The sequence below is a fragment of the Paraburkholderia solitsugae genome (assembly GCF_013177695.1).
GTDB lineage: Bacteria > Pseudomonadota > Gammaproteobacteria > Burkholderiales > Burkholderiaceae > Paraburkholderia > Paraburkholderia solitsugae.
Window position 1 is genome coordinate 18,644 of record NZ_WOEY01000072.1, and the last position, 17,315, is coordinate 35,958.

General features: G+C 61.9%; 17 protein-coding genes and 1 pseudogene. 6 read left to right on the forward strand and 12 right to left on the reverse strand.

Features of this window, described 5'->3' with window-relative positions:
* Positions 1-38 precede the first annotated feature (38 nt).
* Both GNZ12_RS18600 and GNZ12_RS18605 read left to right on the forward strand, forming a co-directional pair.
* Positions 39-467 (forward strand): potassium channel family protein, encoded by a 429-nt coding sequence (locus GNZ12_RS18600; protein WP_328806030.1) that lies wholly within the window; start codon positions 39-41, stop codon positions 465-467.
* Between the two features lie 78 nt (positions 468-545).
* Entirely contained in the window at positions 546-1,799 is a 1,254-nt protein-coding gene (locus tag GNZ12_RS18605) for a glycosyltransferase (protein WP_172312320.1), read from the forward strand.
* A 106-nt stretch (positions 1,800-1,905) separates the two neighbouring features.
* On the opposite strand, the gene GNZ12_RS18610 is transcribed toward GNZ12_RS18605, so the two are convergent.
* On the reverse strand, positions 1,906-2,682 hold the full coding sequence (locus tag GNZ12_RS18610; protein WP_172312322.1) for an SDR family NAD(P)-dependent oxidoreductase: 777 nt from the start codon (positions 2,680-2,682) through the stop codon (positions 1,906-1,908).
* Positions 2,683-2,886: 204 nt separating this feature from the next.
* Between GNZ12_RS18610 and GNZ12_RS18615 the strand changes: the two genes are divergently transcribed.
* On the forward strand, positions 2,887-3,468 hold the full coding sequence (locus GNZ12_RS18615) for a TetR/AcrR family transcriptional regulator (protein WP_172312324.1): 582 nt from the start codon (positions 2,887-2,889) through the stop codon (positions 3,466-3,468).
* 102 nt (positions 3,469-3,570) lie between these two features.
* Here the strand turns inward: GNZ12_RS18615 and GNZ12_RS18620 are convergent, their stop codons facing one another.
* From GNZ12_RS18620 to GNZ12_RS18630, 3 genes are read right to left on the reverse strand one after another with little or no spacing between them, the layout of a single operon-like run.
* Positions 3,571-4,473, reverse strand: coding sequence for a metal-dependent hydrolase (locus tag GNZ12_RS18620; protein WP_172312326.1), 903 nt, complete (start codon positions 4,471-4,473; stop codon positions 3,571-3,573).
* 40 nt (positions 4,474-4,513) lie between these two features.
* Positions 4,514-6,328, reverse strand: coding sequence for an SDR family oxidoreductase (locus GNZ12_RS18625; protein ID WP_172312328.1), 1,815 nt, complete (start codon positions 6,326-6,328; stop codon positions 4,514-4,516).
* A gap of 11 nt (positions 6,329-6,339) precedes the next feature.
* Positions 6,340-7,212, reverse strand: a complete 873-nt coding sequence (locus GNZ12_RS18630; protein ID WP_172312330.1) for a M24 family metallopeptidase — start codon at positions 7,210-7,212, stop codon at positions 6,340-6,342.
* A gap of 275 nt (positions 7,213-7,487) precedes the next feature.
* Between GNZ12_RS18630 and GNZ12_RS18635 the strand changes: the two genes are divergently transcribed.
* Complete coding sequence (locus GNZ12_RS18635) at positions 7,488-7,841, forward strand: DUF1428 domain-containing protein (protein ID WP_172312332.1); 354 nt, start codon at positions 7,488-7,490, stop codon at positions 7,839-7,841.
* 83 nt (positions 7,842-7,924) lie between these two features.
* Here the strand turns inward: GNZ12_RS18635 and GNZ12_RS18640 are convergent, their stop codons facing one another.
* From GNZ12_RS18640 to GNZ12_RS18650, 3 genes are all read right to left on the reverse strand, one after another.
* Positions 7,925-8,083: a hypothetical protein gene (locus GNZ12_RS18640; protein WP_172312334.1), complete on the reverse strand. Its 159-nt coding sequence runs from the start codon at positions 8,081-8,083 to the stop codon at positions 7,925-7,927.
* 286 nt (positions 8,084-8,369) lie between these two features.
* Positions 8,370-9,296, reverse strand: a complete 927-nt coding sequence (locus GNZ12_RS18645; protein ID WP_172312336.1) for an ATP adenylyltransferase family protein — start codon at positions 9,294-9,296, stop codon at positions 8,370-8,372.
* A gap of 77 nt (positions 9,297-9,373) precedes the next feature.
* A complete protein-coding gene (locus GNZ12_RS18650; protein ID WP_159002941.1) occupies positions 9,374-9,859 on the reverse strand; it encodes an adenosine-specific kinase in 486 nt (161 codons plus the stop codon).
* A 293-nt stretch (positions 9,860-10,152) separates the two neighbouring features.
* Between GNZ12_RS18650 and GNZ12_RS18655 the strand changes: the two genes are divergently transcribed.
* On the forward strand, positions 10,153-10,317 hold the full coding sequence (locus GNZ12_RS18655; protein WP_172312338.1) for an FmdB family zinc ribbon protein: 165 nt from the start codon (positions 10,153-10,155) through the stop codon (positions 10,315-10,317).
* A 138-nt stretch (positions 10,318-10,455) separates the two neighbouring features.
* Here GNZ12_RS18655 and GNZ12_RS18660 read toward each other — a convergent pair whose 3' ends face one another.
* From GNZ12_RS18660 to GNZ12_RS18675, 4 genes are read right to left on the reverse strand one after another with little or no spacing between them, the layout of a single operon-like run.
* Positions 10,456-11,601, reverse strand: a complete 1,146-nt coding sequence (locus GNZ12_RS18660; protein ID WP_172312340.1) for an alpha-hydroxy acid oxidase — start codon at positions 11,599-11,601, stop codon at positions 10,456-10,458.
* Positions 11,602-11,609: 8 nt separating this feature from the next.
* Positions 11,610-13,274 carry an efflux transporter outer membrane subunit gene (locus GNZ12_RS18665; protein ID WP_235993801.1) on the reverse strand — a complete coding sequence of 555 codons (1,665 nt, stop codon included), beginning with the start codon at positions 13,272-13,274 and terminating at the stop codon, positions 11,610-11,612.
* 17 nt (positions 13,275-13,291) lie between these two features.
* On the reverse strand, positions 13,292-14,902 hold the full coding sequence (locus GNZ12_RS18670; protein ID WP_216673268.1) for an MDR family MFS transporter: 1,611 nt from the start codon (positions 14,900-14,902) through the stop codon (positions 13,292-13,294).
* The gene (locus GNZ12_RS18675; RefSeq protein WP_235993798.1) at positions 14,880-16,022 is read right to left on the reverse strand and encodes an HlyD family secretion protein; all 1,143 of its coding nucleotides are present in this window, start codon (positions 16,020-16,022) and stop codon (positions 14,880-14,882) included. Before GNZ12_RS18675 ends, GNZ12_RS18670 begins: the two co-directional genes overlap by 23 nt.
* 160 nt (positions 16,023-16,182) lie before the next feature.
* On the opposite strand from GNZ12_RS18675, the gene GNZ12_RS18680 reads away from it, so the two are divergent.
* Positions 16,183-16,944, forward strand: a complete 762-nt coding sequence (locus GNZ12_RS18680) for a CerR family C-terminal domain-containing protein (RefSeq protein ID WP_172312344.1) — start codon at positions 16,183-16,185, stop codon at positions 16,942-16,944.
* Between the two features lie 30 nt (positions 16,945-16,974).
* Here GNZ12_RS18680 and GNZ12_RS18685 read toward each other — a convergent pair.
* Positions 16,975-17,175, reverse strand: a pseudogene (locus GNZ12_RS18685) (ABC transporter substrate-binding protein); the annotation flags it as partial.
* Between the last annotated feature and the right edge of the window lie 140 nt (positions 17,176-17,315).

Consider the following 17,315-nt stretch of genomic DNA (forward strand, 5'->3'; position numbering starts at 1 on the left):
GATTGACTACGTCGTAATATCCATTTTGGCTTCGGACCATGAGAGGCCAGAAAATCTACGAGGTTCATGAGATGGACAATGCTCCCAAGCACGATGTTCGCGCCCAGATCCGGCCGCGCCATGCGATTGCCGAGTTTTCGAGGGTCCTTTGGCATCTGCGAAGCATTCTGACTAGTCTGCTGGTTCTTTTCCTTATTCTTTCGGTCACGATGTATTACGTTGGCGGTGCTATCGATACAAGCACACGAGTGCACTCATCGTTTGGCGAAACTTTCTACTTTTGTGCGATCACCGCACTGACCATCGGTTACGGCGACGTGATACCGACCACGGCGCTTGGGCGAATCGTCGCGGTATTACTCGGGATGCTCGGTCTGTTGACGACGGGTGTCGTAACCGGTTGCGCGGTTTACGGTATTCAGATGGCTGCGCAGCGGGCCGGCTTCCACCCCGGTACGCGTGGATGACAGCTGGCGTCCAGTCAGGTCGACCTTCGTGTCCGTCAAAATCAGATTTCCTCCGCCCATCAGGAGCCGTCGCAAACCATGAAATTCGTCGTCGTCACTTACGGTACCGAAGGTGATACACGTCCGCTGGCCGCGCTGTGCGCGGCCTTGATCAGTGCCGGTCATGAAGCCCGGTTGCTCGCCGACCACGCAACGCTCGGTTCGGCGAAAGCATTGGGTGTTCCTGTGACTGCATTGGCCGGCGATATCAAGGCGACGCTGCAACCCGCGCTTTCGAGCGCCGGTGCTGTCGCAGGAAGAAGCCGTTTCAAAGGCACCGCGAACGCGCTTGCGGGTATTGCGAACAGCAATGCTGAGCTCTGGCTCCGTGAAACGGTCAGGGCGGGGGCGGGATGCGATGCCGTTATCGTCTCGGGTCTCGCGGCGTTCGTCGGATTGTCGGCGGCTGAATACCTTGGCGTAACGGCTATTGGCACAGGACTCATCCCCATCACACCGACGGCGGCGTTTGCCTCGCCGTTCTTTCCGCCATCGCGCGTTCCATCATTCCTGAATCGCGTCAGTCATGAATTCGTCAATGGATTTCTTTGGCGCGCGTTTCGCAAGAGCATCAATGCGGCGCGGGAGAATGTTTGCGGCCTTCCTCCGCGGCGCGATCTTTGGAACGATCATCCGATGCTTTATGGCATTTCTCCGAGCCTTCTGCCTCGGCCGGAGGACTGGCCTTCTAACGCGCACCTATGTGGGCAATGGATCACGCCTTCGGCCGGCTGGTCCCCGCCGCGGGATCTGACGAACTTTCTCGCGAAGGGTGAGGCACCGATCTACGTCGGCTTTGGCAGCATGACGTCTTTCGATACGCGGAAGGCGCTGCAGGAAGTGATCACTGCGGCCGGTGGTCGACGGGTGTTGTTCCATCCAGGATGGAGTAGTGCGGATACCTCAATGCTGCCCGCAAACTTTCATGTGGTCGGCGACATGCCTCACGAATGGCTTTTCCCGAGGACGTCGATGGTCATCCATCATGGCGGCTCGGGTACCAGTCACTCGGCGGCGCGGGCTGGCGTTCCCTCTGTCGTGGTTCCTTTTGCCGGCGATCAGTTCTTTTGGGCGGACCGGCTCCGGCGCGCTGGCGTTGCGCCCGGCCCAGTGGACGGAAAGAAGCTGCGGGCATCCTCGCTTTCACGCGCAATTGAATTCGCTGAGCGAGCGGAAGTGCGTGCCCGCGCTCGAACGCTCGGCATACACATGCAGGCCGAAAACGGTCTGACGCAGGCCGTCTCCTCTATCGAGGAGATCGCGGCGAAGGAACGGTCCTCGCTGCTGGCTTAGTTTGCGACCGTCGGATTGTCTGGCGATAGCAGCTAAACGCCGGTAGCTCAAGGCAGCGCGTCGCTGTCCTGAGCTGATCCGGCGGCGACCGGAAAGTCGTGCCCGTTCACCCCTTGCGGAACAAGGGTGCGCCCCATGGCGCACCCGTTGTGCCGCCGTCGACGACAATTTCCGCGGCTGTGATTCCCGACGCATCGTCGGACGCGAGGAAAAGCGCGGCCTTGGCAACTTCCTCAGGTGTAGCGAGGCGAGCCAGCGGAATACGCGGCGCGAGCACCTCTTCGGTCCCGTCGAGCGTCGCGCCGGCCCGTGCGCCGCGCGTCCAGATCGGTGTGCGCGTGCCGCCTGGGATCACGGTGTTGACGCGAATGCCACGCTGCACGAGTTCGGACGCAAACACCTTTGCCATCCCGGTGACGCCAGCCTTTGTAGCGGAATAGGCGGCTGACCCAGGCGAGCCCAGTTCGCGCATCACGGAACCGTTCAATACGATCGAGCCGCCTGCGCTCATCAACGTGAGGGCCGATTGAACCGTGAGAAAGACGCCGGTGAGATTGGTGCGAAGAATCGCTTCGAACGCAGCGGCGGTTGTGCCGCCAAGCGGTGTCGGACCGGAGATCCCGGCGTTGGCGAACACGATGTCGAGCGACCCGAATGCTTCCTGGATCTGCTTGAACATCGACGCGATCGCGGTTTCATCGTCGAGATCCGCCTCTATGCCTAGCGCGTTCTCGCCTAGCTCGGATACTGCCTGATCCAGTTTTGCGCGATCGCGGCCAGTGATCGCAACACGGGCGCCTTCAGCGATCAAAAGCTTCGCCGCAGCAAAGCCAATGCCGCTGTTGCCACCGGTTACGAGAGCTGTCTTTCCAGTAAAACGCATGTCCTTCTCCTGTCTATTACGCCGTGAGATCACGTCAAAAGCCGCGCTTGCTGACGGCGCGAAAACCCCTTACGCGCGGCTGGATAGCCGCTGCATTCGAACCCGCATGAGTGTCGTCAACATCTCATTCTGCATGTTGAGCATCATGCAGAAATTTAGTATTATAATCATCATGCAGATTGTCAAGGGCAGGGAGGCGAAAAAGTGGGTTATTCGCAGGCACAAAAGGCTGAGAGCAGGCAGCGCGTTCTGGAGACCGCGTCACGGCAGATTCGTGAACACGGCATCGAGGCGCTTGGCGTTGCCGACTGCATGCGCAGTGCGGGGCTCACGCATGGCGCGTTCTACGGCCATTTTTCATCGCGTGATGCATTGATCCTGGAAGCGCTCGAGCACGCAGTCATTCAGGGCGAGAAGCGCATCGCGTCTCTCGCAACGGGGGCAGGAAAGCATGGGGAAACGCCTCTGCAGTCCATTGCTGAGGGTTTCCTTAGTGAGCGTCACGTGAAGAATCCCGGCAATGGATGTGCGCTGTGCGCACTCGCCGGAGAAGCGCGCCATGCGAATCCGGACGTCAGAGAACAGCTCACGAAGTACGTGCGCAAACTGGCGTCACGAATAGCGCAGGCCGCATCCAGCGACAGCGAAACGCCGGTGCTGGGTATTGTCGCGACCATCGTGGGGGCCATTACGCTTGCGCGCGCAGTGGACGACGACAAACTGGCGAAATCGATTCTTTCCGAGTCGCTCGCGTTGGTTATGAGCCAGGACGGCGGCGCGCAGTAGCCTTACCCTGGCGGCGGCTGTTCCGCACTGGAAACGCGCGGCAACGACGCTGACCCCGCCGTACCCTGATCACCTTTCTTCGATGTCAGTAACGCCGCCGTATCAATTCGCATCACGCACCCACGTGCCCCCATGCGCCGCAGCCTGCGCAGCGGGCGAGGTCGCAAGATAAGCCAGCGCCTGCTCGGTGGAACCTTCGTGATGCGGCGTATAGCGCGGATTGAAATAGCGTAGCGCTGCCGCGATCATTTTCCAGAACGACGGCAGGCAACGGCGCCGCGCTCCAGCGCGCCAGCCGAGGATAAAGCCTCGGTAAGTGCCGGCGCCGGGATCGCGCTGATGCATGAAGCGCGCACCGCGCGTGAGAAAGTACAGCAGAAGCATGACGGTCGAAAGCATGTGAAAGCAGCGTTCGAAGTAGGTGCCGCCCATATGCCGGAAGATATCGAAGGCGACGGTGCGATGCTCGACTTCTTCGGCGCCGTGCCAGCGCAGCAGATCGAGCATGGTGGGGTCGGCATGGGCGGCATCGAGCCCGTCGGCATTGAGCACCCAATTGCCGAGGTAACCGAAAAAGTGTTCCAGCGCGGCGATGATGCCAAGCTGTTGGCGCAGCCAGAAGTGCGTTTTGCCGATCTTCAGCCCAAGCGGTTGCTCGCCGAGCAGCTTGCCGAATAGCCAGTCGAGTTTCCGGGTGAAGGGTTGCGTGTCGATGCCGTGGGCCTTGTAGTAGTGCGTAAGAACCCCGCCGTGCGAGCGCGAATGCACCGCTTCCTGCCTGAGGAACCCCTGTGCGTCGTCGTGCAACGCCGGGTCGGTGATGAGCGGCAGCGCCTTGTTGTAGACGCGGCAGAACCATAGTTCGCCGGCGGGGAACAGCAGGTTCAGCACATTGATGATGTGCGTGCTCGACGGGTCACCGGGAATCCACTGGATGGGCGTTTGGCTCCAGTCGAACTTCACATGGCGTGCCTTGATCTTGTATTGGGTGTGTTCTTCGGTCATGACGGTCTCCGGCGTCCGGTGGGTGATGTCAACGCTGAGGTCAGCGCGGCACCATGCTGATGCGGGCGAGCGCCCGGGCTAGCCAGGGCAGATGGCGCGAGATGAAACGCATGGAATGCGCCTCGATGCCGATCGCAACCACAGGCTTGTTGTGCAAGACCGCGCGGAGCGCTGCTTTCGCGACTGTCTCGGGTTGCAGCCCGCGCATCTGGTAAAGCCTGGTGGCTTTCTGGCGCATGCGTTCCTGGTCCTGGGCGCCGGTGCCGACATACTGGGTCGAGGCCATGATGCCGGTCTCGGCGAACCCCGGGCAGATCGCGCTGACGCCGATCCCGTGTTCCGCGAGTTCTCCGCGCATGCATTCGCTTAACATCAGCACTGCCGCCTTGGTGGTCGCGTAGGCGGGCAGGTCGCGCGATGGCGCGAAGGCTGCGGCTGAGGCGGTGTTGACGATGTGCCCGCCATTACCGCGTTTCACCATCTGCCGGGCGAACAGACGCGCACCGTGAATCACTCCCCATAGGTTGACGTGGAGAATCCGCTCCCAGTCCTGCGCCGAGGTGTCGAGCACACCGCCTGCCATGCCAATGCCGGCATTGTTGACCACGATATCGGCACCACCCAGTTCCGTCCCGATCCAGTTTGCCAACGCTTCCATTTGATCAGCGCTGCCCACGTCGACCTTGCGCGCATAGGCCTGTTGGCCTAACAGCCTGACCAGCGTCGCAGTGCGTTCCGCGCTTGCCGCGTCGATATCGACTGCCATCACGGACGCGCCTTGCTTCGCGAATTCCAGCGCGATGCATCGCCCAATGCCGCTGCCCGCGCCGGTCACGACCGCGAGCTTGCCGCCAAGTGGTCTACGCGGGGCGGTCATCCGCGCGGCGTCCATACGGGCGCGTTGCAGAGCCTCCGGTTCGGCGCCGCCTTCGGTGTGATTGACGAGATCACGCACCATCTGCGCCATCTGTTCGGCATGGGTGACCGGCACCCAATGTCGCGCGACCAGTTCACGGCGCCAGTAGGTCGGCACCCATCGCGACAGATCCTCGGACAGCGCCGGGCTGACGTATTTGTCCAGCGTCGGCACGATCACCTGAACCGGCGCGTGTGCGTAGCGCTTGCGCGGCGTGAACAGGCAGCGGATGAAGTTGGCGCGGTACAGCGATACCCCGCGTACGCCGTCCTGCGTTTGTGTCGGGCGAGGCGCGATCCTTGTCTTCTCCACACGACGCAGCACCCGTGGCCACGCGCGGCCGAGCCACAAACGCCAGGTCAAGCCGGGGAGCACCGGCAAGTGAAACATCAGCACGTACCAGGACCGCACCAGTTGACCCATGAGCTTGCCGATCGAGCGCGGCGTGGGGCGCAGCAACTGTGCTCGCATCCAGTAAGCGACATGGTCGAGGCACGGGCCGGAGCATGACGTGTACGAGGCAATGCGTCCGCGCAACCGCTCTTCGGTGACGAATTCCCAGCCCTGGATCGAGCCCCAGTCGTGCGCGACCAGATGGACGGCGCGTTGGGGGCTCACGGCATCGATGACGGCGATAAAGTCGTCAGTGAGTGTGTCCAGCCGGTATGCCGAGGTGCGCTTTGGCGCAGTGGATTGGCCCGCACCGCGAACATCGTAGGCCACGACGTGGAAATCGTTTGCCAGCAGCACGGCCAGCGCGTCCCAGACTTCGCTGGTGTCGGGGTAGCCGTGCACCAGCATCACGGTTGGCCGGGTGGGGTCGCCCCACGCTTTGGCAGCAAGCGTCACGTCGCCCGAGCACACCGTGAAACGGGTGGGATGCATTGCTGGCGGCGCCTCATAGAGTGTGGGCGGTACGGGTTCGGTCAAGAGCTGCATGTGCGCCTCCGTCATGCGGCGAATTGCGTCTGCCCGCGCTGCGCCCAGCGGCGCACATGCGGCAGATCGTCGTCGAGCCAGTAGGCGTCGTCATCGGTGATGACCAGCAGTTCTTCGAACTTGGCACCCACGCCCTGAAAGCCGAGATGCGGTTCGACGGCCCAAAGGCCAGGCGTCGGCGCATGATCGGAGCGGCGATCGATCGACCATAACGGCGACCAGCCTTCCTTCCTGCCTGCGCTCACCTGGTCGAGGACGAGATTGCGCGTGGCATTCAGGCCGAAACGCGCCACGAAGCGCGGCTTGGCGGGGTTGTTCAGCTTCGCGACACGATGCGCAAGCACCTTGAACGGATAGGCCTTGTGACGCGGCTCCACGCCCTGTTTTTTGCACAACAGGTCGACCGCGCGCGCCACTTCGGCCAGCGTGCGCCGTTGCTTCACCATGCTGACGATCAGTTCGCGGTGTTCGGCCAGGTCGTCTTTCAGTTGTTCGAGAATGGGATTCGTGCCGACGCAGGTGGCGTAGCCGACATCGGCGATGACACCGTTCAGCACCGGCGCCACGTCGAGAATGACCGGCATGTTTTCTTCCAGCCGGCGCGAACTCGGGAAGAAGGCCAGATTGAAACCGGCCATGTGCGACAGCCCGGAAAAGCCCTCAAAGGCGGTACGGTCGCCGAACCAGGCGAAGGGTTTGTGCAGCCAGTCACGCACGCCGTGATCCTGCAGCCATTCGGTCAGCAGCCGGGCGGCGTCTTTTTCCGTCATGCCCGGCTGGAGCATGCCGCCGACGCTCTCGACGCACCGATAGGCCAGTTGCTGGACTTCGCGGAACTGCGCCAGTTCGTCCACGTTGACGTGTGGAATGGTCTTGTCACCCATACATGCCTCCCGAATATGCTGTCCGGCGGGCGCGCGGCCGCCTGTCATGATGACATCAATTATTGTTACATTGAACAATGTAACGATCGGATGCTACACGATGAGATTTGCCCGTCCACTGGTTTTTTCCCTGGGATCGGTTGAAGACAACACGATCGTTGTCGATTGCATGGCGTGTCGTTCGTCGTGCTCGTAGGAGGGTGGCGCGGTGACGCCGGTCCGGGCATCGTCGCTTTCCGCCCCGGTTTGGCTTTTAACCAGAAAGGAGCGCATTCATGACTTACGTCGATGGATTTGTCGTGCCGGTAGCCACGATCGACCGCGAGAAATACGTAAAACAGGCCGAAATGGCCGCGGGCGTCTTTAAGGAGAACGGTGCGTTGCAGGTGGTCGAGTGCTGGGGAGACGACGTGCCGGACGGAAAGCTCACTTCGTTTCCGATGGCAGTCAAACGCAAGGATGGCGAAACGGTGGTGTTCTCGTGGGTTGTCTGGCCGTCACGTCAGGTGCGGGATAACGGCATGAAAGCCGTGATGGCGGATCCGCGGTTGCAGCCTGATGTGAATCCGATGCCTTTCGACGGCAAGCGGCTGATTTACGGCGGCTTCGAGGTCATCGTGGATGTGTGAGGACTAAAGAGGCGGCGCCGGCCGAAAATGGCCCGGATCCATTTCCAGGCGCTGCGCCCCCTCCGGAAATCACGTTGCGTCGTTCAGTGCTTATGGTGCAGCCAGTTCTTGATCGGATGAGCGTCGAGCCAGCGGGCAACCTGCTGGTCCTTGTGTTCCCGCCTGTAGCGGGTGGCTGTGAATACAACGATGCATAGCACCACCACGATTCCTACTACAAAACTGATCATCGACTCGGTCATGGCAACCTCCCTTGAGGTCAGAACCATGCCTGTATTTTAGGTGACCAGAGAAATAGCAACTGTCGTTCTCATTCATCCGTACCTGTTTCGCACGGGGCTCTTTCGCCGCTGCGGTTGAGGGTGGAAAGTCGAGCGCTGTGCATGCATTCAGATCCCTTCATCGCAGTTAGGGGCCAGCGGGTATGAACTTTTCGCTCGCGTGCTAAATGGCACTGTGAGCGGACAGTTTTGTCATAATCCGTGCCGTGCTTTATGACCCGCCGCTATGAGGATCGATTGAACTTGCTCAGCCCTGTTGCCCCATGACGACTGGGACTGCGACGCGTTGCAGCATGCTCATCGGACCGAGCCGCTTGATGACTTGCGCCTGTGCCGCGTCCCGCACGAAGAGCGATCCCGCAAACCCCAGCGCATTCACCGACATTCCCTCAACACGTTCCGACGACCTTGGCACGAGCAGCATCCATCGTGGGTTGATAAGCAGGTTGTACGGTGCTGACTGATGCAGTTCGCCATTCACTTCGATCGCTCGCAGACCAGCCGCTTCGAGCAACGCGAGGTAGCAATCGAGCACGGCGTGTGCGGCGTGCCGCGAGGCGGCAGGACCCCGTTCCAGATAGGCGAACGCATGCCTGAAAGGCAGACCGGGTAGGGTGCCGATCGGGCCTTCTATGCACGCGGACTCAAGAACGGACTCAATGGGAACTGCTGGACCTGATTCTCCGAGCGGCAGCGGCACGATCTGCAGATGTTTGTGGGGTTGACTCGCGCCGGCGTCCGCGCCGCCGTTGTAGAAACCCAGCCCATCGAACTCCGCCATGCAGGCGACCCATGCAGCAAAGTCCGCGAGATCGAGCAGCGCTTCCTGCGATTTGAAACGACGGGTGACGATCAGGAGATGATGGTCGATGACGTTGAACTTGTTGAGCAAGGCGACGTGCGTGTCCGAGATATCGGCCACAAAGAGGTCTGGATCATAAGGAAGGAACGGATTGACCGCGCGGCACGTCGTGGCCGTATCTTTGGGCGCCTCCCGCGCTTCCTCCTTGCGAGCGAGGCTTGAGACCTGGCGGACAAGGAAGCGTACGCCACCTTCTGCGATTATCGTCTGGATTGTCTCGATCGGCCGCAGTGCGCCACAACGCAGCGCATGCTCAGTCTGGCGCAGGATGGTGGGCCACAGGGTGCCGGGCTGGAGAGGCAGATGTTCCATGGTTCAGGCAGGCCGGCGCGCAGGTCGCGAACGCGCATGTCGCAGACGCGCATGTCGCGTAATGAGCGTAACCGCAGCTACGCTTTGTAGCCGATAGCACGTAACAGGTCCTTGCGCCATTGAACGTCCTCCTCGTTTTCCACGCCGAGCGGCGGGAACCCATCAACCACCCCCAGGATACCGCGCCCCTGATCTGTCTCGGCGACCAGAATCTGCGTGGGATTCGCCGTCGCGCAGAAGATCCGGCATACCTCCGGCACAGCCTTTATCGCGTTCAGAACATTGACCGGGAAAAAGCCATCGCCCAGAAAGATCACGAAGCAGTGGCCTGCAGCGATGGCCATGGCATTCTGGCACGCCAATTCGATCAGATCGGCGTCGGTGCCGGACCGGCGCACGAGCCGCTTACCCGACGCTTCGCAAAATGCCAAACCAAACTTGATACCCGGAACGGTACCGACCATGGCTTCGTGCAGATCCTCGACAGACTTGATGAAGTGGGTTTGCCCCAAGATGAAGTTCGTCGCTTCGGGTTTGGAGATTGTTACCGTAAGCAGTTGCATATCGGACCTCGCTCTGTGTCGCCGGGAACACCGGGGGGAGGCTGCTTTCGTCAGCGGATGCCGAGTCGTCGCGTTCCGCCAGCCGGCGACGGCCTTCCACAATCAAGCCTAGTACGAACCCGCCGTCAGCGAAAGCGCGGGTCGCTGGTGGCGTCGTCGGAATCAGTGAGCACCGGCTGAGATAAGACGCATGACTGCGCATTTGCTGCACTAGAATGGATTGTCACAGTACTGGATCGTGCTGGCGAGTCGTATCTGGCCAGCACAGGTGGGATTCGTGTTGGAGGAGAGCAATGCCGACGTACCAATATCGTTGCGAGAAGTGTGGCGAGTTGTTCGAGCACGCTGAGCATCTCGCTGAACATCAGAGCGCCCATCCGCGTTGTCCGAAGTGCGGAAGCGAGGCGTGTCAGCACGTACCGACGCCCTTTGTCGCCAAGACATCGAGAAAGAGCTGACATCGCTTACCCCGCATCCGTGGCGGCATGCTATTTCCGCAGATGAAGTGTGCAGGCGAAGCGCCGGCGTAAGCATGTGCTCACGACAAACGCACTGACAAGCGCCTGCCGCCAGGTGTCGGTCTTCAGCGCCTGTCTTCAACGCCTGTCAGGCAGCAGGATTCGCTCGTCCACCTGACGGATGTCGGTGTGGCCGCAAAAGGCCATGGTGAGGTCCAGTTCCTTCTGGATGATCTGCAGGCACTGTGTGACACCCGCCTCGCCCATTGCCCCCAGGCCATAGAGGAAGCTGCGGCCGATCAGCGTGCCTTTCGCGCCGAGCGCAACGGCTTTCAGCACGTCCTGTCCGCTACGGATGCCGCCATCCATCCACACCTCGATGCGCGAACCGACCTCGCGTGCGATCTCGGGGAGCGCCGAGATCGAGGAGGGCGCACCGTCGAGTTGACGGCCGCCATGGTTGGAGACGATCAACGCGTCAGCGCCGCTGTCGGCGGCAAGGCGCGCATCGTCGACATCCATGATGCCTTTCAGAATGAGTTTGCCACCCCACTGTTTCTTGACCCACTCGACGTCTGCCCAGCTCAGCGCCGGATCGAACTGCTCGGCGGTCCACGAACTCAGGGACGACAGATCGCCCACGCCCTTCGCGTGACCGACGATATTGCCGAAGGTGCGCCGCTGGGTGCCGAGCATGCCGAGGCACCAGCGTGGCTTGGTCGCGAGGTTGATGAGGTTCGCCGGGGTCAATCTGGGCGGCGCCGACAGTCCGTTCTTGATGTCCTTGTGACGTTGGCCGAGGATCTGCAGGTCCAGCGTGAGCATCAAGGCACTGCACCCTGCCGCGCGAGCGCGCTCGATCAATCGCACGATGAAATCGCGGTCGCGCATCATATAAAGTTGGAACCAGAACGGCTTGCTGGTCTGGGCGGCCACGTCCTCGATCGAGCAGATGCTCATCGTGGACAAGGTGAACGGCACGCCGAACTTCTCCGCCGCGCGTGCAGCGAGGATTTCGCCGTCGGCGTGTTGCATGCCGGTCAACCCCGTCGGTGCGAGCGCCACGGGCATGGCGGCTTCCTGACCGACCATTTCCGTGCGCGTGCTGCGGCCCGCCATATTGACTGCTACTCGCTGGCGCAGTTTCAAGCGCTGGAAGTCGCTTTCATTCGCGCGGTAGGTACTTTCGGTCCACGAGCCACTGTCGGCGTAGTCGTAGAACATGCGCGGCACACGCCGTTGAGCAAGCACGCGTAAATCTTCGATGCAGGTGATGGCAGGCACGGTTTCTCTCAGCGCAGGGAAGAAGCGCTGAGTGTACGTTCTTGAGACCGTTGCCAGGTATTCTGGGAATGCCTGGGGATGCTGGGCTCAACCCGTTCTACTGGGACACTCCGCTCGTGGTGCGAGCGTTGGCGGATTAACCCACCCGACCCAACCACCCATACGTTTAAATCAGGCCGTCCGCACGCTAACCTTGCTGTGCTTGCTTGCTTGCTTGCTTGCCAGCCGATGCCGAGGCTTTTCTGTATCGACACAAAGTCCTTGAGCAACTCGGCCTGTCCCCCGACGACATTCTGCTGCGCGGTGAACTCCTGACGCTGTGCGTCGAGCAGATCGATCAGTGTGGCTACCCCTGCGGCGTAGCGCTGCCGCATCAGCGTGGCCGAGTGACTTGCGGATGCTTCCACCTTTTGCAACGTGACGACATGCGCGCGCTGATGCCCATAGCGCGAGAGCGACGAGTTCGCGTCCTGCAGCGCGCCGAGCACGGCCTTCGTATAACGGGCCTCGGCTTCGTCGCGCGATGCTTCAGCCGCGCGCACGCTGCCCAGCGTGCGCCCGAAATCGAACGCATTCCATTGCAGATACGGCGCACCGATCCAGCTGAAATTGCTCTTGCGCACGAGATGGCCCGGATCGCTTGCGCTGAAGCCAATATCGCCGAGCAGTGTCACCTTCGGGAAAAAATCCGCAATGTGTTCGCCGATCTGCGCATTGCTCGATGCGAGCCGCCGCTCCGCTGCACGAATGTCGGGACGCTGCTGCAGCATTGCCGACGGATCGCCAATTGCGACAGTCTCAGGCAACGCCGGCAGCGGCCGCGTGCCGGCGAGCTGTGCGTCCAGCGCACCCGGCTCACGACCGGTCAGCACGGCGAGGCGGTCGAGCGAATCGGTCAGTTGCGCGTCGAGCGGAATCAGCGTCGCGCGCGTGTTCTCAACCTGCGTGGTCAGGCGTTCGACATCGAGATCCGCTGCCGTGCCGCGCGCCTGGCGCTGTTGCGTGAGCGTCAACATTTTCTGTTCGGTCTGCGTCTGACGCTGCGCGAGTTCAAGCCGCGTCTGCTGGTCGCGCAGTTCGATGTAGGCCTGCGCCACCTCGGCGGCGAGCGATACCTGGGTGTCCGCGAGCTCGGCGTCGACGGCTTCCGCATCCGCGGACGCCGCTTCGATAGCGCGCCGCGTGCCGCCAAACAGGTCGATTTCCCACGTGGCGTCGAAGCCCGCGGTATAGAGCTGCAGCGGGCCGCGCCCCGACGACGCTGCGCTGCTGCCTGACGAGCTTCCCGAACTGAGCGAACTCAGATCAGGCTCGCGCATGCGCAGCGCGGCAGCATCCCCGGACACTTTCGGCCAGGCGTTCGCACGTTGCTGCTGCAGTTGCGAACGCGATTCCCGCAGCCGCGCCTGCGCGATATGCACATCGGGACTATATGCCAAGGCGGCGGCGATGAGGTCGTTCAGCTGTGGGTCGTTGAGTGCGAGCCACCACTGGTTCGGCGCGGGCGCCGCCGTCGTGCCGGAGGCCGGCGTACGCACGAAAGTCGCGCTGCTGCGGGCGTCCTGGGCAACCGGCGGCGCGCCGTGATAATCCGGGCCGACCGTGCAACCCGACAGGGCGGACAGAAGCGCGGCGGCGGTCAGTGCGAAACACGAGGGACGGTTGAACATCATGGTGGGATGAAAAGACATTAGTGTCCGGCGGACGGAGGCGGCGGCGCATTTCTGCGCGGCGTTTTCAGAAGCAGCGCAAGCGGAATGCAGGCGAGCAGGGCGATGCCGAGCAGATAGAAGGTTTCCGAATAGGTCATCACAATGGCCTGCTGCTGGATCTGCGCCCCGAGTTGCCCAAGCGCGCGCATCTGCGAGTACGCCATGTCCCCCGTATGGGCGAACCAGTTCGCCGCGTTCGCCGCAAGGCTCTCCTGGCCGATCAGCGAATTGGCGCTGACAGACTCGCGGATCATCGCGGTATGAAACGTCGTGCGCCGGTCAATCACGGTACCGATGATCGCAAGGCCGATCGACCCGCCGAGGTTGCGCGCCATGTTGTAGAGTCCGGCAGCGTCGCCAGAATCTTCGCGCGACACGGCTGCCATCGACGCCTGATTAAGCGGCATCATCGCGAGCATCTGTGCGGTACCGCGTATCAGTTGCGACCAGACGAAATCGTGCCCGACGCTCTGCGCCGTCAGGCTGATATCGATCATGCAACTGATCGCGTACAACACCAGCCCGGTGATCACCAGCACGCGGAAGTCGACTTTGCCAAGCAGCCGCGGCAGGACCGGCATGATCATGAAAGCGGGCAGCCCGGAAAGCAGCATGATCGCGCCGGACTGCTCCGCGTTGTAGCCCGCGACCACGCCGAGAAACTGCGGCAGCAGATACGACACGCCATACAACGCCGCGCCGACCGCGGACACAATCACGATCACGCTTGCGTAGTTTGGGTTGCGCATCAGGCTCAGGCGCATGATCGGCTTCTTCGCGGTCAATTGCGAGGCGGCGATCAGGATCATGCCGAAGACGGACACGCAGGTGAGCGTCACGATCATCGACGATTCGAACCAGCGCTCGCGCTGACCTTCCTCGAGCACGATCGTTAGCGAACTGAGGCCGATCGCGAGGCCGACGATGCCGAGCCAGTCCGCCTTGAAAAACGCCTCCCAGTGCGGCCGGTCCGACGGCAGGCCGACGATCAATAGCGTCATCAGCGCCAGGCAGATCGGCAGATTCATGAAGAAGCACCAACTCCAGCTGATGTTCTCCGCGAGCCAGCCACCGACCACAGGCCCAAGCAGCGGCCCGAGCAACACGATCAAGCCGAACATGGTCATGCCGACCGGCAACTGCGATAGCGGCAGGCGCGTGCGGATGATGGTCTGCGCCGTCGGGATCAGCGCGCCGCCCGTGAAGCCCTGCCCAATGCGGCCGGCGATCATCATGGGTAACGTGTGCGACCAGCCGCACATCATCGAGAATGCAATGAAAAGTGCTGAATTCGTGAGCAGGAAATTGCGCAAGCCGAACACGCGCGTGAGCCATGCGGCCAGCGGAATCATCACGATTTCCGACATCAGATAGCCGGTCGAAATCCAGGTGCCTTCGGTACCGGTGGCGCCGATTTCGCCCTGAATCTGCGGCAGCGCGGAGTTCGTGATCGAGATGTCGAGCGTCGCCATCAAGGCGCCGAGCGCGCCTGCGGCGACGGCGATCCAGTCGCCGACGCTGGCACGCTCCTCGGCGTGCGGCGCGGCTGGCGTTTCGGTTCCCGAATCAGCCACGATGGTTCTCGGCATCGATGCGCGCGTCACGATCGCGCGCGGAACGCGTGTCGACATCCACGGTCACCGACAGCCCCGGCAAGAACACGCTACGCGTCTCCGCGCCGGTGTCGATACGAATCCGCACGGGCACCCGCTGCACGATCTTCGTGAAGTTGCCGGTGGCGTTTTCCGGCGGCAGCAGCGCGAACTGCGAGCCCGTACCGGGCGAGAAACTGTCGATCACGCCGTGCAGCATATGACCGGGCAACGCGTCGACGTGCATTTCCACCGGCTGACCGACGCGCATCCGGCCCACTTGCGTTTCCTTGAAATTGGCCAGCAGATAGGTGCTTTGCACGGGCACGACCGTCAGCATCCGTGTGCCCGGTTGTACGTATTGACCAACACGCACGGAGCGATCCCCGACCTGGCCGCCGAGAACGCTGCGCACCACGGTGTTGTCGAGATCGAGTTGCGATTGCTGTGCGCTTGCCTCAGCCGCTTCGAGTTGTGCGCGTGCCTGCGCGAGCTGCGCGGTGGCTGAACCGATCTGCGAGCGTGCTGCTTCAACCGCTGCTGAGTTCGCGACGAGCGTGGCATTCGCCTGATCGCGACTACTGGTCAATTCCGCCAGCCGTTCACTGCTTTCAGCGCCGGTTGCGACGAGCGGAGCGTAGCGCCGCACTTCGTCGCTCGCATGCTGCGCGCTTACGCGCGCCACCTGCTGCTGCGCCTGTGTTTGCGCAATGTTGGACTGCTGCTGTTTGATCTCGGCTTGGGCGCGTTCGATGTCGGCCTTGCGCGCATCGATCGTGGCCAGTGCCTGATTGAGCGCGACCTGATACTGGCGGGCGTCGAGATGGACAAGCGGATCGCCAGGCTTCACGACCTGATTGTCAGCGACGTCGACTTCCGTGACGTAGCCGGCGATCTTGGGTGCGACTGTGACGCTGTCAGCCTGCAGATAGGCGTCGTCGGTGCTTTCGATGAAGCGCCCAACCGTCCACCAGCGGGCGAGCCAGACCGCGCCGATAATCAGGGCGACGATGCCGAGCGCGATCAGGACCGTTCGCCGGCTGGGACGCCTGGCGCTTGATGCAGGCGGGTCTTCGGCAGGGATCGGGCGGGAGGGAGAGCCTGCGGTTGTTGACATCGAATGGGTCAAATTATTTCCGGTTGGAATAATTATTCCAGTCGATACACTTGTGTCAAGTGATATATTTCGGAAGAAATGCCTTGCGGGAAATGCCTGCTGGGCGTCCCCCAAGGGGACTTCCTTCGGGCGTATTGAAAAGAAACGCGGAGAGCAATGCATGAACACCGCAAAGAAGCTGCGCCGTTCACCGGAAGGCGGCTATGCTCGCGGCGACGAAACGCGTCACCGGATCATCGAGGCGGCGGTCGACCTATTCGGCGAACACGGTTTTGAGGGCGCGTCCACGCGCGATATCGCGGCCCGCGCCGGCGTGAACGCGCCCGCGCTGCAGTACTACTTCGAGAATAAGGAAGGGGTGTATCGCGCGTGCGTCGAAGCGCTCGCCGACGAAGCGTGGAAGACATTCGAGCCGGTCGTCGAGCATGCGCAGAAAGTGCTGCGTGAAAACGCCGGCACGGCAGCGTTGATCGATGCCTTCATCCGCATTCAGGAAGCGATCGCGGACACCGCCTTCGCGAAAGCGGACCATTCCGGCCGGCGGCTTTTCTTCGCGCGCGAGCAGGCTGGACACGAACCCGAAAGTGCGACGCAGATTCTTGCCGGCCGGATCCGCGAGCCGCTAAACCATGCGAGCGCGGCGCTCGTGGCGCGAATTTCCGGGCGTGCTGCCGATGATCCGGTTACCCTGATTCGCACCCTTAGCCTGCTCGGGCAGTTGGTGATTTTTCACGTCGCGCATCGCGCGACGCTGTCGGCGCTCGGCTGGAAAAGCATCGATGCGGAGAAAGCCGAACAGCTCAAGTCGACCGTACGCGGACAGACGCGCATGCTCCTTGAACAATGGAGCCGGGAACGTGACGAGGGGGGCGCACCCGCCGTGCAAACCACGGGCAGAGGAAAGTCGCGCAAGGCGCAGTGATCCTGTCACGGCACCTACGCGTGGGGCGTGCTACTGGTCATTGTCTGCGACTGCCGCGCCGGCGATGTGATGCCGCTCCAGCGACGCCCTGACGAAGCCCGACGCCTTCATGTCCTCAACGAACCTCGACAGATACGCGGCCGCTTCATCGCCCCTGGCTTTCGGCACACCCATCGCCTGACGGATCACCATGAAGCGTTGGTCCAGTATCCGCAATCCGCCCGTTTTAGCCCCAGCTTTAGCTTCTGAAATTGCTGGAACCCGCATCAGTTGTAGGGTTCGGCAATTTTTTAGTAGTCCTATGTAGCCATGTAATTCACATTATCACCTTGATTTTTCGCGCATGCTTTGCTTTTATTCGTGTTCATGTA

What these genes read in the sequence shown, in the direction of transcription:
- GNZ12_RS18600 (WP_328806030.1), top strand. Translation starts at nt 39, where the DNA reads ATGAGAGGCCAGAAAATCTACGAGGTTCATGAGATGGACAATGCTCCC.
- GNZ12_RS18605 (WP_172312320.1), top strand. Translation starts at nt 546, where the DNA reads ATGAAATTCGTCGTCGTCACTTACGGTACCGAAGGTGATACACGTCCG.
- GNZ12_RS18610 (WP_172312322.1), bottom strand. Translation starts at nt 2,682, where the DNA reads ATGCGTTTTACTGGAAAGACAGCTCTCGTAACCGGTGGCAACAGCGGC.
- GNZ12_RS18620 (WP_172312326.1), bottom strand. Translation starts at nt 4,473, where the DNA reads ATGACCGAAGAACACACCCAATACAAGATCAAGGCACGCCATGTGAAG.
- GNZ12_RS18625 (WP_172312328.1), bottom strand. Translation starts at nt 6,328, where the DNA reads ATGCAGCTCTTGACCGAACCCGTACCGCCCACACTCTATGAGGCGCCG.
- GNZ12_RS18630 (WP_172312330.1), bottom strand. Translation starts at nt 7,212, where the DNA reads ATGGGTGACAAGACCATTCCACACGTCAACGTGGACGAACTGGCGCAG.
- GNZ12_RS18635 (WP_172312332.1), top strand. Translation starts at nt 7,488, where the DNA reads ATGACTTACGTCGATGGATTTGTCGTGCCGGTAGCCACGATCGACCGC.
- GNZ12_RS18640 (WP_172312334.1), bottom strand. Translation starts at nt 8,083, where the DNA reads ATGACCGAGTCGATGATCAGTTTTGTAGTAGGAATCGTGGTGGTGCTA.
- GNZ12_RS18645 (WP_172312336.1), bottom strand. Translation starts at nt 9,296, where the DNA reads ATGGAACATCTGCCTCTCCAGCCCGGCACCCTGTGGCCCACCATCCTG.
- GNZ12_RS18650 (WP_159002941.1), bottom strand. Translation starts at nt 9,859, where the DNA reads ATGCAACTGCTTACGGTAACAATCTCCAAACCCGAAGCGACGAACTTC.
- GNZ12_RS18655 (WP_172312338.1), top strand. Translation starts at nt 10,153, where the DNA reads ATGCCGACGTACCAATATCGTTGCGAGAAGTGTGGCGAGTTGTTCGAG.
- GNZ12_RS18665 (WP_235993801.1), bottom strand. Translation starts at nt 13,274, where the DNA reads ATGATGTTCAACCGTCCCTCGTGTTTCGCACTGACCGCCGCCGCGCTT.
- GNZ12_RS18670 (WP_216673268.1), bottom strand. Translation starts at nt 14,902, where the DNA reads ATGCCGAGAACCATCGTGGCTGATTCGGGAACCGAAACGCCAGCCGCG.
- GNZ12_RS18675 (WP_235993798.1), bottom strand. Translation starts at nt 16,022, where the DNA reads ATGTCAACAACCGCAGGCTCTCCCTCCCGCCCGATCCCTGCCGAAGAC.
- GNZ12_RS18680 (WP_172312344.1), top strand. Translation starts at nt 16,183, where the DNA reads ATGAACACCGCAAAGAAGCTGCGCCGTTCACCGGAAGGCGGCTATGCT.